Genomic DNA, 15,151 nt, shown 5'->3' on the forward strand with positions numbered 1-15,151 from the left:
GCCCGAGCCACCACTTGCCGCGAGATCCCCGCTCTAGGCGGCCCAATCCCCTTCATTGACGGCGATCGCCCTGGCACGGGCATCCTTGATGTCAGGCGCGTGCTGCTCCGCCCATGCCCTGATCTGGGTAAGCAGCTCCCCTAGATTCTGGCCGAGCTCGGTCAATTCATATTCGACGCGCGGCGGAATGACCGGAAAGATCTCACGCCGCACCAGGCCATCGCGCTCGAGCACGCGCAATGTCTGCGCCAGCATCTTGGGCGTGATGCCTTCGAGCTTGCGGGCAAGTTCGCCATTGCGCAGCCGGCCTTTGCGCAGCGCGCACACCACCAGATAGACCCATTTGCTGGCCAGCATCTCAAGCACCGTGTGCGAAGGGCAGGTCCGCCGGAACGCATCATAGCCGAAAGGGGAGTCGTCATCACTATCCATGGGGTACGTATATATCAAAAAGGTACATACTGGACAAGATAATATTACTATCCAAATGATAGCGGCACCAACCAAGCAGGGAGAGACACCATGCGTGCCGTTATTCAGAATTCCTTCGGCGGACCCGAAATCCTTGTCGTTGCCAACCAGCCCGATCCCGCTCCCAAGGCCGGTGAAGTGCTGGTCCGCGTCAGGGCGGCCGGCATCAATCCGGTCGATGGCGCCGTGCGCGCCGGCTACTATCCGCTGCTCGGAGAGCCGCCCTTCATCCTCGGCTGGGATATTTCGGGAACCGTCGAGGCGCTCGGCGCCGGCGTCACCGGCCTCAAGGTCGGCGATGAGGTGTTCGGCATGCCGCGCTTTCCCAAGCAGGCGGCGGCTTACGCCGAGCTTGCCGTCGTGCCGGCCGACGAGGTCGCGCCGAAGCCGAAGGCGGCGGACCATATCCAGGCAGGCGCGTTGCCGCTGGCCGGTCTGACCGCCTGGCAGGGCCTTGTCCGCCATGGCGCCTTGAAATCGGGCCAGCGCGTGCTGGTGCATGCGGGGGCCGGCGGCGTCGGCCATCTGGCAGTGCAGATCGCTAAGGCGCGCGGCGCTTATGTCATCGCCACAGCCAGCCCCAACAAGCTCGATTTCGTCCGCAAGCTCGGCGCCGACGAGGTCATCGACTACACTCAAGGCGATTTTGCCGGCCGGATCAGCGACATCGATCTGGTGCTCGACCCAATCGGCGGCGAGCACGCCGAACGCTCGCTCAAGGTCATCAGGAATGGCGGCGTGTTGGTGTCCTTGCTGGACCTCAACGAGGCCACCAGGGCGCTGGCTAGCGCGCGCGGCATCCGTGTCGAGCGCATGTCTGTCGTGCCTGACCGCGAAGGCCTGATGGAGCTTGGCCGGTTGATCGACGCGAACAAGCTCACCGTTCATGTGGCCAAGAGCTTCCCGCTCGAAGAGTCCGGGGCCGCTCACGCCTTTCTCGCCACCAAGCCGATCGGCAAGGTGGCGTTGACGGTTTGACCAACAAAGACACGACCTAAAAGCAAAAGGGCGCGGAGTGCCGCGCCCTTTTGTATCTTCAACCCGGACCTAGTGCCGGTATTGCTGGATGCGCGTGGTGCGCAGCCCGGCAAGGCCATATTCGTCGATCGACGCCTGCCAGGACAGGAATTCCTCGGTGGTCAGCTTGTAGCGCTGGCATGCCTCTTCGAGGCTCAAAAGCCCGCCACGCACCGCCGCGACCACTTCCGCCTTGCGCCGGATAACCCAGCGACGCGTATTGGTCGGCGGCAGATCGGCAATCGTGAGAGGGCTGCCGTCAGGCCCGATAACATACTTAACTCTAGGTCTAACCAGATCGGTCATCGTACTCTCTACAAAAAACTCAAAGACCCAATCCCCGCCACGTTACCGCCACAGCTTTAAAAATTGCCTAAGCAGACCCTAATGACTAGGTAAGGATCGTGAACGCCGCGTTAGTCTTTTCGCAGGCATTTGAAACATCCGGCTGGAAGCCTTGAATTGATTGGAAAAAATCCGGCCGATTGCGGATCGCCCGCAATCCGTCGATCGCCTTGCAAGCTGGCGCCGCCGCAAAGCTTGACCTATATTCTCGACATTGGCATTCAGACGCCGCGCAGAATGAAAGCATCATGAACAGTCTCGACCTTCCCGGACGTCCCGAAAACACCCGCATTGTCGTCGCCATGTCGGGCGGCGTGGACTCGTCCGTGGTCGCCGGCCTGTTGAAACGCGAAGGTTACGATGTCGTCGGCGTCACCTTGCAGCTTTACGATCACGGCGCGGCCACGCACCGGGCCGGTTCATGCTGCGCGGGACAGGACATTGATGATGCCCGCCGTGTTTCCGAGACGCTTGGCATTCCCCACTATGTGCTCGATTACGAGGAGCGCTTCCGCAAGGCGGTCATCGACCCCTTCGCCGAGAGCTATGTCGCCGGCGAGACGCCGATCCCTTGCGTCTCCTGTAACCAGACCGTGAAGTTCGCCGATCTGCTGGCCACCGCCAAGGAACTGGGCGCCGACGCGCTCGCCACCGGTCATTACATCCGCTCCGGCGCCAATGGCGCCCACCGCGCGCTCTACCGGCCGGTCGATGCCGACCGCGACCAGAGCTATTTCCTGTTCGCCACCACGCAGGCGCAGATCGACTATCTGCGCTTTCCCCTGGGCGGCCTGTCGAAGCCGCAGGTGCGCGCCATAGCCGAGGAGATGGGGCTGACGGTGGCCGCCAAGCAGGACAGCCAGGACATCTGCTTCGTGCCGCAAGGCAAATATTCCGACATCATCGCCAAGCTGAAGCCGGCCGCCGCCAATCCGGGCGACATCGTCCACATCGACGGCCGCGTGCTCGGCCGCCATGAGGGCATATTGCGCTACACGATCGGCCAGCGCCGCGGCATCGGCATCGCCTCCGGCGAGCCGCTCTATGTCGTCCATCTCGATGCCGAACGGGCCCGCGTTGTCGTCGGCCCGCGCGAGGCGCTGGAGACGCACAAGATCTATCTGCGCAACATGAACTGGCTTGGCGACGGACCGCTCGGTGATATTCCCGAAGGCGGCCTCGAACTGTTCGCCAAAGTGCGCTCGACCAGGCCGCCGCGTCCGGCGGTGCTGCGCCACGTCGCTGGAGTGACGTCGGTCGAACTGGCCGACGGCGAGTCGGGCATCGCGCCCGGACAGGCCTGCGTGCTCTATTCCGACGACGGCAACGAAGCGCGCGTCTTCGGCGGCGGCTTCATCGAGCGCTCAGAGCGCGGCGCCGAGGCCGAAGCCATGCTGACGAAGCTGGCGGCAAGGCCGGCGCAAATTCCGGCCGAATAGACACTACCCTCTCAGAGACCGTTTCGAAATTCGCTCTGGCGAGTCATATGGTGGTGGTTTCGAGGACCGGAGCACAGCGGACATTCGGGTCCGTGAGCTCACGTCTACTGCACGCCGTAGAACGGGGAAGCGCAGAAAACGCCATCAGATGGCCGCCAGAGTAGAATCTCCAAACGGTCTCAGGACTTGGTGTGGGTGACCGTCCCCGCCGTCAGGATGCGCAGCACCCTGATTGCTTCCTCGCCGCTGGTGCGCGGCTCGGCCCGTGTCTCGATGCAGTGGATGAAATGCTCAAGCTCGCGCGTCAGCGGCATGCCTTGCGCAACCGCGACATAGGACGGCTCGTTGGTGGTGAAGGCCCATTGGCCGCTGTCCTGCCAGACCGCATGGCGGTAGACGGCAAGCTTGCGCTCCCACGGCTCGACATCGTCGAACACCGCCATCGCCTTGGTGCCGACCACGGTCAGCCGCCTTTCGCGATAGGGGTTGAGCCGCGACGTGAAAAGATGGCTGCGCAGGCCGTTGGGAAAGCGCATGTGCAGATGCGCGAAGTCGCTGAGATTGTCGAGGAGCGCCGCACCCTCGCCGCGCACCTCGATCGGCTCGGTACCGGTGATGGCCAGGATCATCGACAGATCGTGCGGCGCCAGGTCCCACAGCGCATCATTCTCGGTATGGAACTTGCCAAGGCCAAGCCGGTGCGAGTGGATGTAGCGGACCTCGCCAAGCTCGCCATTGTCGATCAGCCCCTTCAGCGTCTCGAAGGCGGGATGAAAACGCAGGACATGGCCGACCATGAAGACGCGGCCATTGTCCTTGGCCGCCTGCACCGAGCGCTCGGCATCCGGCACGGTCAGTGCGATCGGCTTTTCCACCAGCACGTCCTTGCCGCTCTCGACGGCGCGCACGGAGAGGTCGGCATGGTATTGTGGCGGCAAGGCCATGACGATGGCGTCGATGTCGTCCCGGCCGAACAGCTGGTCCGGCTCGATCGCCAGGCAATCCTGTTCGCTGGCAAAGCCTTCGGCACGCGCCCGGTTGGCGTCGGAAACCGCGTGCAGCGCGCCAAGCGCCTTGAGGGTGCGGATATGGTTGCTGCCCCAGTATCCGCAACCGAGGACTGCAATGCGCGGCTTCATCTGTTTCAAACTCTAAAAACTCGTGGCCGAGACATAGCGACGTGCCCCTTCGAACTCAACCCCGGCGGTTGCAACCAAATGTCCATGCGGCAAAGCTTTTTTCGGCAATGAGAATATGCGGCGATATGGAATGCTTCGAAGCTTGACAGGCTCGCCCTCCCAACCTTATATCCGCGCGACCTTGGCGAACGCCTCGAAATGCCTTTCGATTTAAGGAGGATTTCGGGCCTTTCGCCGCCCTGGCGGGGTAGCTCAGTTGGTTAGAGCACGGGAATCATAATCCTGGGGTCGGGGGTTCAAGTCCCTCTCCCGCTACCAAATTCTTCAAATAAGAATCAGCTACCTTGATCCCCTCAACTGCATCCGGGTGGATGATTTCAAGTCGCGTCCGGAGCCAACGCCTCCTGATGTCGCTGAAGAGGCGGTTTAAAGCCCGCGCTCTCAGACAGAGGCGTGCGTGCCGATCGGGGGGCCTGATCTTCGGCTGAGGATGGAGGGCACCGTCCTGCCGCGCGGATAAATTCCTAGAGACAACGAATGTCCCGATACACATTTGATATTGAAAACGGATTCGGGCGACCGTTACAAAATCGACGTTCACCATTGCTTTCTAAGGAGCTTGCGATGGATAGCGTAGCGCGTGACGGCGAGGTCAATCCTTGCGTTGAAGTGATCGAAGCCTGCGGGGAGTGGTTCGTCCGTGTGGTCGATGGCGACGAGGAACTAACCCGAGCATTCGAACTGGAGTCGTTTGCCCTGGCATATGCAGAGGGTCAGCGAAGACGTCTCGGGCTCGCTGATTTCGATCGGCTGTAGGCTAACCGTGGGGAATGGCCGGTGCGGGTGGGCTTTGGGGCGCGACGGACGCCGCACCGGCCATTGCGGTGAGTTTTCGGGTTCCTCCCCGCTCCAATGAGTTTGTCCGTATATTAGCAAATTTGCAACTAAGCCTGTTGGGCTACCCAGCAGTAGGAGGCTGTACCGGCCGCGGGGCGCTTCATCCGATAAACTCGACTTCCTTGCCGGTGACATGTCGCACGGCCTTCAGCCGGCTTTGACTTCCTTCATTCGCATGTTTCGCGGATATCAATAGGAGTGCATATTCCCGCCAGCCGGCGCCGCCCGTCCTCAAGGCCCCTGTCGGTCAGGCCCAGCGGCCTTCCGCTGCCAGTCCCCCTAGCAACCCCAGGCGCTGGGCCGTTGCCGACGATCACGGCCTGCGGCCTTTGAGTCCGAGCACCCGAGGATCCTCAAAGATCCTGATGCATCGGAGTGTGCTCAAAGGCCCTCGCCGCGACGACGATTCCGACCTGCTGCCGTGCGAAGTGTCCATGCCGGCTGCCTCAAAAGCATTGGCTTGCTATCATAGCAAACTATATATTAGCTATTTCTTGACAAACTGCCTAAGCTCTGGTTTCCTGATCTACGGATTTTTAGACAAGTTCGTTGCGTTTTTTACGGACGGTTCGCATGTCAACTTTGGTTGTTGCGGACCCGCGGGGGGTGTATCTCGCCGGTCTGGAATGGGTACTGCGCAAGGCTGGACACGATGTTGTCGCCCAGTGCCGCCGCCCTGCAGACATTCTCCCTTATGTAGCGCGCCATCGGCCCGATATCGTCATCGTCGGCTTGAACATCGCGGATCCGCAGACGATCGGTCTTTCCTCCCGGCTTAAGGCCTGCAACAGCACGCTCGGCGTCATCTTCATCGTGCAACCGAACAGCAGGCTCGACATCAAGGAAATACAGGCGCTCGACGGCGACGGCCTGCTGCTCGACGGCATCAGTCACCGCTATCTCGTCGAATGCGTGAATGCGGTGGCGGTCGGCAAGAAGTGGATCGACAACAAGATCGTCCAGCAACTGCTGATGCCCCGATCGCAGCCCCAGCCGAAATCCAGGCTGACCGGGCGGGAGACCGAGATCGCCGACCTCGTCTCGCGCGGGTTGCGCAACAAGACCATCGCACAGCGGCTGCATGTATCCGAAGGCACCGTGAAGATGCACCTGCATCACGTCTACGAAAAGCTGCAACTCGGCAGCCGGGCGGAATTGGCCTGGCTAGCGAATGGCAACGATGCCGAGCGTCCAAGAACAGGCCGAACCGGCCTGCTCTGATTATCGCTTTCAACCCGGCATCGACATGCCCGCAACGGGCCGGAAAGCCGCCTGATAGCAATGGCCGCGACAACAGTGCAGCCGCGCGCCGACCTGATCTATCGAAGGATATATATCGTTCGATCAGCTACGGCCATTCACCCTAACACTATCGAAGCGGGAATGGACGCGTCCTCCGCGTCGGCGGCACAATCGCGTAGGAGGGCCGCACAGTGCGCGACCGGATGCACTCGGGTAGGGGCATTCCGGCATGACCGGACGTGCGGATCGTTCTAATAAAACCTCGCCATCAAACCTCGCCAAAGAGGACGACGACCATGGCCACCACCATCACCATCAACGGCACATTGATCCTTGATCAGACTTCGGGGCAGCAGACGCAGGTAGACGGCAACGACACCGTGATCGGCGCCAATCTCAGTGGGCTTTCCTCCGCTTTCCAGACTTTCCTGAACGGCCTTGCCGGTGACCTGCAACTGTCTGCTGGCCAGCTCGCCTATGCCGACAATGTGGAGGCCGCGGTCAGCGCGGCCGGCCTCGTCACGGTCAATCCTGACGGGGCGACGATCAGCAAGCTGTTCTTCTCCGATGGCAGCGGCGCGCCGCTTGACGGCGACCAGGTCATCTTTAATGGCAGCCCGCTGCAAACGGTCGATGGCGACGCCATCTATCTGCATTCCTATGCGAACGGCACGATCGTGCTAGCCACGACCAGCGCCACCGAAGGAGTAGGCGATGTGGTCGCTGCTTTCTACCTGAAAGCTGCCGGGGACAATCTCAGCGCCAGCATCGAGATGGTGACCTTCGAGGCCATTGCTCATCCCAATACCGCGAATCCAGATGACCGGATCGACTGGACCAACCTTCTCAATGTCTCTGCTTCGGGATCGACCTCATTCAATTTCGACAATCTCGACTCCGGCAACCATCTGTTCGTGGCAGTCGGCACATCGGGCGCAGGATTGGTGGTGAGCGGCATACATCCGGTCATCCAGGCAGACGGATCGCTCGACAATTCAGGTGACAACATCAAGACCAGCCAGGGCGGCATTGGCGCCACGATCGGCGTCAACAACCAGATGTTCGATCCGGGTGAGACGGCCGTGTTCAGCTTCGTCAAAGGTCAGGCACCGGGCACTTATGGCGACATCGATAATATGAGCTACACCGACTTCATCGATGTCATCGACGCCAAGCTCTTCATCTCGCAGACCGAGGGCAGTCCGGGCACCAACTTCACCGTCAAGATCGGCGCGTTCAGCGCCGGCGGCGCGACGACCTCTCCCGAGCAAGGCCGAAGCTATATCGACAACAATCTCGGCAGCGGCAGCAACCTTGGCAACGACGCCGGCCAAAGCGCGCTTGCCGACGATGCGGCGGTGGCTATCGTTCGCGTCGTCATCAAGGACGGCAACGGGCAGCCGGTCACCGACACGACGGTGTCGAACAGCTTCGTCACCTTCAACGCGGACGGAACCATAACCGCCCAGCACCTCAACGATGCTTATACGGTGCAGTGGTTCACCGACAAGAGCAGCACACAGGCAGTGGAAACATTCAACCGCTTCCAGGCGACGGCGGTGGTCGGCAAATTCGACGTCGGCCGGGTCGACCTGTCGCAAGGCGTGACGGTGACCCAATCGGTCGGCGACAAGCTGTTCACCGACGACGATGGTCCGACGGCGGCCTTGACCGAGAACGCGGCCAAGGTGCTGCATGACGAGACGGCCGGCGTCGATGCCGGCTCCAATGACCAGGCCGGCGCCTTGCCCGCCGCCTTCGCGGCGCTCGGCACAGCGCTCGGCTGGGCGGCCAGCGCCTCGGCGGTGGTCACACCCAATTCGAGCTTCGGCACCGACGGCCCCGGCACCCAGACGCTTTCGCTCGGCGTCAGCGGCGCGAATGCCGATTCCGGCTTCAATTCGCTCGACGGCCGCAACATCCTGCTCAACGTCGAGGGCGGCCTCGTCGTTGGCCGGATCGACGTCGGCAACGACGGCGCCACGACTGGCGATCCCGTCGCCATCGCCATCTCCATCAGCCAGGGCGGCATCCTCAGCATCGCGCAATATGTCGCGATCGCCCATCCGGACACGACCAACCCCAATGATGTGAAGACGATGCTCGACAGCGCCTTGCTGGCGGTGATCACCGCCACCGACGGCGACGGCGACACCAACAGCACCAGCATCGCCATTGGCGACAAGGTGCAGATCAGGGACGACGGCCCGACGGCGGCCTTGACCGAGAACGCGGCCAAGGTGCTGCATGACGAGACGGCCGGCGTCGATGCCGGCTCCAATGACCAAGCCGGCGCCTTGCCCGCCGCCTTCGCGGCGCTCGGCACAGCGCTCGGCTGGGCGGCCAGCGCCTCGGCGGTGGTCACACCCAATTCGAGCTTCGGCACCGACGGCCCCGGCACCCAGACGCTTTCGCTCGGCGTCAGCGGCGCGAATGCCGATTCCGGCTTCGATTCGCTCGACGGCCGCAACATCCTGCTCAACGTCGAGGGCGGCCTCGTCGTTGGCCGGATCGACGTCGGCAACGACGGCGCCACGACTGGCGATCCCGTCGCCATCGCCATCTCCATCAGCCAGGGCGGCATCCTCAGCATCGCGCAATATGTCGCGATCGCCCATCCGGACACGACCAACCCCAATGATGTGAAGACGATGCTCGACAGCGCCTTGCTGGCGGTGATCACCGCCACCGACGGCGACGGCGACACCAACAGCACCAGCATCGCCATTGGCGACAAGGTGCAGATCAGGGACGACGGCCCGACGGCGGCCTTGACCGAGAACGCGGCCAAGGTGCTGCATGACGAGACGGCCGGCGTCGATGCCGGCTCCAATGACCAGGCCGGCGCCTTGCCCGCCGCCTTCGCGGCGCTCGGCACAGCGCTCGGCTGGGCGGCCAGCGCCTCGGCGGTGGTCACACCCAATTCGAGCTTCGGCACCGACGGCCCCGGCACCCAGACGCTTTCGCTCGGCGTCAGCGGCGCGAATGCCGATTCCGGCTTCGATTCGCTCGACGGCCGCAACATCCTGCTCAACGTCGAGGGCGGCCTCGTCGTTGGCCGGATCGACGTCGGCAACGACGGCGCCACGACTGGCGATCCCGTCGCCATCGCCATCTCCATCAGCCAGGGCGGCATCCTCAGCATCGCGCAATATGTCGCGATCGCCCATCCGGACACGACCAACCCCAATGATGTGAAGACGATGCTCGACAGCGCCTTGCTGGCGGTGATCACCGCCACCGACGGCGACGGCGACACCAACAGCACCAGCATCGCCATTGGCGACAAGGTGCAGATCAGGGACGACGGCCCGACGGCGGCCTTGACCGAGAACGCGGCCAAGGTGCTGCATGACGAGACGGCCGGCGTCGATGCCGGCTCCAATGACCAAGCCGGCGCCTTGCCCGCCGCCTTCGCGGCGCTCGGCACAGCGCTCGGCTGGGCGGCCAGCGCCTCGGCGGTGGTCACACCCAATTCGAGCTTCGGCACCGACGGCCCCGGCACCCAGACGCTTTCGCTCGGCGTCAGCGGCGCGAATGCCGATTCCGGCTTCGATTCGCTCGACGGCCGCAACATCCTGCTCAACGTCGAGGGCGGCCTCGTCGTTGGCCGGATCGACGTCGGCAACGACGGCGCCACGACTGGCGATCCCGTCGCCATCGCCATCTCCATCAGCCAGGGCGGCATCCTCAGCATCGCGCAATATGTCGCGATCGCCCATCCGGACACGACCAACCCCAATGATGTGAAGACGATGCTCGACAGCGCCTTGCTGGCGGTGATCACCGCCACCGACGGCGACGGCGACACCAACAGCACCAGCATCGCCATTGGCGACAAGGTGCAGATCAGGGACGACGGCCCGACGATCACGGTGCCGTTCGACGGGGACCAGAACACCGGCAACGGCACCGGGACCCACGAGACTCTCGCCAACACGCTCAACGCGTCGGCTACCGGAGCCTTCGGGTACGACATCGGCACGGACGGCCATCCGGCCTCGTTCTACGACGCCGCGCACTCTGACTTCGTCGATGCCGAGGGAGCCCTTGCCGGTATCCAGATCGGGCTCACCGGTAACCTCACCGGCCTTGTGCCGGCACCAGGGACGACTTCGTTCCTTGGCTCGTTCGCGACGCTCCAGTCGGAAAGCGACACCTCAGCATCGTTCAACTGGCAAATCTCGTACGATAGTGACCCGAACACGGCCGGCAACCAGACTGCCACGGCGGGTGGCACCCTTGTCTTCAACAAGGTTGCCGACACCTACACCATCACATTGAACGACACGGTCGAGGGCTTCACCAAGGACATCCTGCACACCTCTGAGCTCTTGTCCAAGGAGCCGGTGAGCAACGTCGGTCACCCAAACATCGTGGTGGAGAAGCTTTTCGACGCTAGCACCACGACCGATCAGACTGACCGGGACTTCTTCGTGCAGTTCACCGGTAACTCGAACCCCAACGGGAGCCCCTTCGGGTTCAACGCGACGGGTGACGGCAATCCGGTTGTCGGCGGTGTTAACGACACCATCTTCAATGCCGGCCAGCAGATCAGCAGCAACTTCGAGGATTGGGTTTCTGCAACCCAAGCCACGAACGGGGTTGCCGGTGACACGATCCAGAAGGGTGAGTTGCTGACGTTGCGGTTCTTCGACCACAGCCCCGGCATCGTCACCGACGACGGTGCCAATAACGTCCCGAACCAGACGGCCAACGATATGGCAATCAAGTTCGACGGTATCGGCAACAGCGAGGACTTGATGCTGATCCTCAACCTCGTCAATTTCGGTACCGACGGGGTCGCGGGCGGCACAGGCACCGCCGCCGACACGTTTACCACGAAGGCGATGTACGTCTCAAACGCCGACATCTTCAAGACAGGGCAGGTACCTACCGCCTACGCTGCCGACTTCCCGCTCGACAACAACGACGGTCTCGTCATCGTCGAGAGGAACGACTACAACGGTGCAGGCGAGAACTGGGTACTTCAGGGTGTCCAGATCATGCAGTCTGGCAACGGTCTCACCGGCCCCGATAGCAACCCGAACCTAGCCGGCCTTCAGGAGACACCGACGGCGATCGACCTGCAGCGGGCGACGGGCTCCGGTGGTGGTAGCACGACCTTCGCCCTACAGAACTGGGATCCCACCGACAACGATGTGCTGAAGATCACGGACATCGGCTTCACCTCGACGCAGACCACGACGCCGGATGCCCATCTCGACTTCGCCTTCCACGTGGCGGACGCGGACTTGGATCAGACGGCGCTGCAGCACATTTTTGTAGATGTTGCCTGACGCTTGACCAACGGGGGCAGCTATGGCTGCCCCCGCACTGCCTCCCGCGATCCGTTGCACGGAGATGTCGTCCCGATGATGAAAAACAGACAACAGCCCCCTGCCCTGCAGGTGGTGATGAAAGAGGCCAGACGCGCCATCCGGCCGCTTATCTGGTTCAGCGGCGGCGTCAACGTGCTGATGCTGACCGGGGCGCTCTATATGCTGCAGGTCTACCACCGCGTGCTATCCAGCCACAGCCTTGAGACGCTGGTGATGCTGTCGCTGATGGCGGCAGCCGCGCTCGTGGCAATGGCGGGGCTGGAGGTGGTGCGCGGGCGTCTGCTGGCGACCGTCGGATCGTGGATGAACGCGCGATTGGCGCCGGTTCTCCTGACCGCATCGGTGGAGTATGCCGCCTCGGCGCCCGGCCATGCCAACGCCCGTCCGCTGCGCGATCTGGATCAAGTCCGGAATTTCTTCACCAGCCCAAGCATCTTCCCAATCCTTGACGCGCCCTGGGCACCGCTGTTCTTCGCCGCCATATTCGTCATGCACCCTTGGCTGGGCTGGCTGGCGCTGTGCGGCGGGGTCGTCCTGTTTGCCCTGGCGGTGCTCAACGAATACCTCACACGCAAGCCGTTGACCGAGGCCGCGAACGCACAGTCGCGGGCCTATGTGCAAGCCGAGGCGGCGATCCGCAACGCCGAGGTGGTGCAGGCGATGGGCATGCTGAAGCCACTGCTGGAGGGCTGGAAGGCGCAGCAGGACGAGGCAAACAAGGGACAGGTTCTTGCCGCCAACCGTGGCGGCGTCATCGCGGCCATCGCCCGTTGCCACCGGCTGGCCCTGCAAATGGCCATACTGGGCCTTGGCGCCTACCTGGTGCTTAGCAACGAGGCTTCGCCCGGCATCATGATCTCCGCTTCGATCCTGATGGGGCGCGCGCTGTCCCCGGTCGAGCAAGCGATCGGCACATGGAAGGCGACGGTCGGAGCGCGTGCCGCTTACCGGCGTCTCACCGCGGTCGCCGGAGACCACCGGGAAGCGACGCCGGTTCTGCCGCTGCCCCGTCCAAAAGGCAGGTTCGAGGCCGAGAACCTCGTGCTGGCCCGACCAGGTGGCGAGCACATCCTGAAAGGCATCAGCTTCCGGCTCAATCCGGGTGAAGCCATGGCGTTGATCGGCCCGAGCGGGGCCGGCAAAACAAGCCTGGCGCGGATACTGGCCGGCGCCTGGCGCCCATCCGGAGGGCGTGCGTTGCTGGACGGCATGGACGTTGCCCAATGGGCGGCGGAGGACCGTGGCCACTATGTCGGTTACCTGCCGCAGGACATCGAGCTCTTCGCCGGCACCGTCTCCGAAAACATCTGCCGCTTCGCGACTATCACCCCGGCGGTCTTCAACAACGTGGTCAAGGCAGCGCAGCTGGCGGGAGTCCACGAACTGATCAAAGGACTGCCGAAAGGTTACGCCACCGAGATCGGCGAAGCCGGCGCGGTGCTGTCGGGTGGCCAGCGCCAACGCATCGGTCTGGCGCGGGCACTCTATGGCGATCCGGCACTCATCATCCTGGACGAGCCCAATTCCAACCTCGACCGCGAGGGTGAGGACGCTCTGATCGCCGCCCTCGGCGCGATGAAGGCGGCAGGCACGACCATTATCCTGATCGCGCACCGGGCGAACATGATGGACAAGGTCGATAAGATATTGGTTCTCAACCGGGGCCAACAAGACCTCTTCGGTTCACGCGACCATGTCTTCAACGAACTCGCCGCGCGCGTCCGCCAGGTCACTCAGATACCCGCAAATCCGGCGATACCAGCAAATCCGGCGCCGGAAATCTCCGCCGCCGTGATCGGCGCCGACAACCGGCCGCGTCCCTCTTCAAAGCGTACGTCGCGTCAAAGCGCAATGAGCACGGCTGTCGTGGCGAACCAGGCATGAAATGAGAACAGCTATGAACGTCGTGCCGTTACCCGTCCCGCCGCCCTCCCTGCTGGAACCCGTGCCCCTGCGTCTAACGGGCGTGACATGCACCGGGTTCGCGATCATGTTCCTGTTCTTCGGCGCGGCAGGCGGCTGGGCGGCCCTGGCGCCGTTGGACAGCGCCGCGGTGGCACCGGGCGTCGTCAAGGTCGCTGGCGACCGCAAGCTCATCCAACACCTCGAGGGCGGCATCATCGCGGAGCTCGATGCCGCCAACGGTGATATCGTCAAGGCGGGCACGGTCCTCATCCGGCTCGACGACACCCAGGCAAAGGCGCAGCTCTACCTGATCCAGAACCGGATCGCCACGCGAGAGGCGCTGGCCGCGCGCCTCAGGGCCGAGCGTGACGGCAAGGACGTGATCGCGTTTGACCCGGCGTTGCTCGCAAATCCCGCCACCGCCGCGAAGGACGCGGTTGCAGCGCAGCGTGACGTGTTCGCGGCCAAGCATCACAACTTGACGGACGAGCAGGAAATTCTCAATCAGCGCCGTCGCCAGACCGAGGAAGAGATAACAGGGCTGCAGCGGCTTATCGTCACCAAAGATAAGCAGATCGACGCGATCGAGCGTGAAACCAAAGATCTCGAGACCCTGCTCGCGAAGGGACTGACCACGCGCGAACGGAACCTTTTGCTCAGGCGGCAACAGCAGGAGATCGAGGGGGATCGCGCTACCAACATCGCCGCGATCGCCCGTGCCAAAAGTGCCATGGCCGAGATCGACATGCAGATCTTGAATCTCGGCACAGTGCGGCTGAACGAGGCCGTCGACGAGTTGAGTAAGGTCGAAGCGGAATTGTTCGATCTTAGACAGGAGGAGCGTTCCGCCAGGGACGTGCTTGCCCGTACCGATGTCGTCGCCCCGGTCGACGGCATCGTCATGGACCTGAAGGTCCACACGGCTGGCGGCGTTGTGAAACCCGGTGAGACATTGATGACGATCGTGCCGCTCGGACAACAACTCGTGGTCGAGGCCATGGTCAAACCGGAGGATGTCGAGACGATCGCTCCCGGACAGCCCGCGCACGTCAGCTTCCCGGCCTTCGCGCGCTACAATCTGCCGCCGCTCGACGGCGTCGTGGAGATCGTGTCAGCCGACCGCATGGTGGAGGAGCGCAGCGGCGCACCCTATTTCGCCGCGACGGTGTTGATCGACAGAAACGAACTCGCCAAGCTGGAGGGTCGCAAGCTGCTGCCCGGCATGTCGAGTGAGGCGATGATCCGGACGGGCGCCCGTACCGTGCTTTCCTACCTCGCCGAGCCGATCACGCAGAACTTCCGCCGGGCGATGCGGGAAAAATAATCATCTGCAGCCCAAGCGGGGGCGTAGGTC

Annotated in this window: 10 protein-coding genes and 1 tRNA gene; 8 read left to right on the forward strand and 3 right to left on the reverse strand. The window is 63.0% G+C overall.

What is annotated here, in order from left to right; all coding sequences use genetic code 11:
* Positions 1-33: 33 nt before the first annotated feature.
* Positions 34-432, reverse strand: a complete 399-nt coding sequence (locus ACLGL5_RS33685) for a winged helix-turn-helix transcriptional regulator (RefSeq protein ID WP_069093019.1) — start codon at positions 430-432, stop codon at positions 34-36.
* A 90-nt stretch (positions 433-522) separates the two neighbouring features.
* On the opposite strand from ACLGL5_RS33685, the gene ACLGL5_RS33690 reads away from it, so the two are divergent.
* Positions 523-1,449: an NADP-dependent oxidoreductase gene (locus ACLGL5_RS33690; protein WP_032931470.1), complete on the forward strand. Its 927-nt coding sequence runs from the start codon at positions 523-525 to the stop codon at positions 1,447-1,449.
* 69 nt (positions 1,450-1,518) lie between these two features.
* Here ACLGL5_RS33690 and sciP read toward each other — a convergent pair whose 3' ends face one another.
* Positions 1,519-1,794, reverse strand: a complete 276-nt coding sequence (gene sciP, locus ACLGL5_RS33695; RefSeq protein WP_006203587.1) for a CtrA inhibitor SciP — start codon at positions 1,792-1,794, stop codon at positions 1,519-1,521.
* Positions 1,795-2,081: 287 nt separating this feature from the next.
* Between sciP and mnmA the strand changes: the two genes are divergently transcribed.
* Complete coding sequence (mnmA, locus tag ACLGL5_RS33700) at positions 2,082-3,272, forward strand: tRNA 2-thiouridine(34) synthase MnmA (protein ID WP_032933708.1); 1,191 nt, start codon at positions 2,082-2,084, stop codon at positions 3,270-3,272.
* A gap of 179 nt (positions 3,273-3,451) precedes the next feature.
* Here mnmA and ACLGL5_RS33705 read toward each other — a convergent pair whose 3' ends face one another.
* Positions 3,452-4,411, reverse strand: a complete 960-nt coding sequence (locus ACLGL5_RS33705; protein ID WP_019860760.1) for a Gfo/Idh/MocA family protein — start codon at positions 4,409-4,411, stop codon at positions 3,452-3,454.
* A 241-nt stretch (positions 4,412-4,652) separates the two neighbouring features.
* On the opposite strand from ACLGL5_RS33705, the gene ACLGL5_RS33710 reads away from it, so the two are divergent.
* From ACLGL5_RS33710 to ACLGL5_RS33735, 6 genes are all read left to right on the forward strand, one after another.
* A tRNA-Met gene (locus tag ACLGL5_RS33710) sits at positions 4,653-4,729 on the forward strand.
* A gap of 219 nt (positions 4,730-4,948) precedes the next feature.
* Positions 4,949-5,227, forward strand: coding sequence for a hypothetical protein (locus ACLGL5_RS33715; RefSeq protein WP_245307223.1), 279 nt, complete (start codon positions 4,949-4,951; stop codon positions 5,225-5,227).
* A 654-nt stretch (positions 5,228-5,881) separates the two neighbouring features.
* Positions 5,882-6,529: a response regulator transcription factor gene (locus ACLGL5_RS33720; protein ID WP_069093020.1), complete on the forward strand. Its 648-nt coding sequence runs from the start codon at positions 5,882-5,884 to the stop codon at positions 6,527-6,529.
* Positions 6,530-6,846: 317 nt separating this feature from the next.
* Positions 6,847-11,850 carry a beta strand repeat-containing protein gene (locus ACLGL5_RS33725; protein ID WP_494372843.1) on the forward strand — a complete coding sequence of 1,668 codons (5,004 nt, stop codon included), beginning with the start codon at positions 6,847-6,849 and terminating at the stop codon, positions 11,848-11,850.
* 78 nt (positions 11,851-11,928) lie between these two features.
* On the forward strand, positions 11,929-13,776 hold the full coding sequence (locus ACLGL5_RS33730) for a type I secretion system permease/ATPase (RefSeq protein ID WP_245307224.1): 1,848 nt from the start codon (positions 11,929-11,931) through the stop codon (positions 13,774-13,776).
* A gap of 13 nt (positions 13,777-13,789) precedes the next feature.
* Positions 13,790-15,121 carry an HlyD family type I secretion periplasmic adaptor subunit gene (locus ACLGL5_RS33735; protein WP_171903311.1) on the forward strand — a complete coding sequence of 444 codons (1,332 nt, stop codon included), beginning with the start codon at positions 13,790-13,792 and terminating at the stop codon, positions 15,119-15,121.
* Positions 15,122-15,151: the final 30 nt, after the last annotated feature.

The sequence above is a fragment of the Mesorhizobium sp. U510 genome (genome assembly GCF_059180695.1).

Coding starts and splice junctions, on each gene's coding strand:
- ACLGL5_RS33685 (WP_069093019.1), bottom strand. CDS start 432: ATGGATAGTGATGACGACTCCCCTTTCGGCTATGATGCGTTCCGGCGG.
- ACLGL5_RS33690 (WP_032931470.1), top strand. CDS start 523: ATGCGTGCCGTTATTCAGAATTCCTTCGGCGGACCCGAAATCCTTGTC.
- sciP (WP_006203587.1), bottom strand. CDS start 1,794: ATGACCGATCTGGTTAGACCTAGAGTTAAGTATGTTATCGGGCCTGAC.
- mnmA (WP_032933708.1), top strand. CDS start 2,082: ATGAACAGTCTCGACCTTCCCGGACGTCCCGAAAACACCCGCATTGTC.
- ACLGL5_RS33705 (WP_019860760.1), bottom strand. CDS start 4,411: ATGAAGCCGCGCATTGCAGTCCTCGGTTGCGGATACTGGGGCAGCAAC.
- ACLGL5_RS33715 (WP_245307223.1), top strand. CDS start 4,949: ATGTCCCGATACACATTTGATATTGAAAACGGATTCGGGCGACCGTTA.
- ACLGL5_RS33720 (WP_069093020.1), top strand. CDS start 5,882: ATGTCAACTTTGGTTGTTGCGGACCCGCGGGGGGTGTATCTCGCCGGT.
- ACLGL5_RS33725 (WP_494372843.1), top strand. CDS start 6,847: ATGGCCACCACCATCACCATCAACGGCACATTGATCCTTGATCAGACT.
- ACLGL5_RS33730 (WP_245307224.1), top strand. CDS start 11,929: ATGAAAAACAGACAACAGCCCCCTGCCCTGCAGGTGGTGATGAAAGAG.
- ACLGL5_RS33735 (WP_171903311.1), top strand. CDS start 13,790: ATGAACGTCGTGCCGTTACCCGTCCCGCCGCCCTCCCTGCTGGAACCC.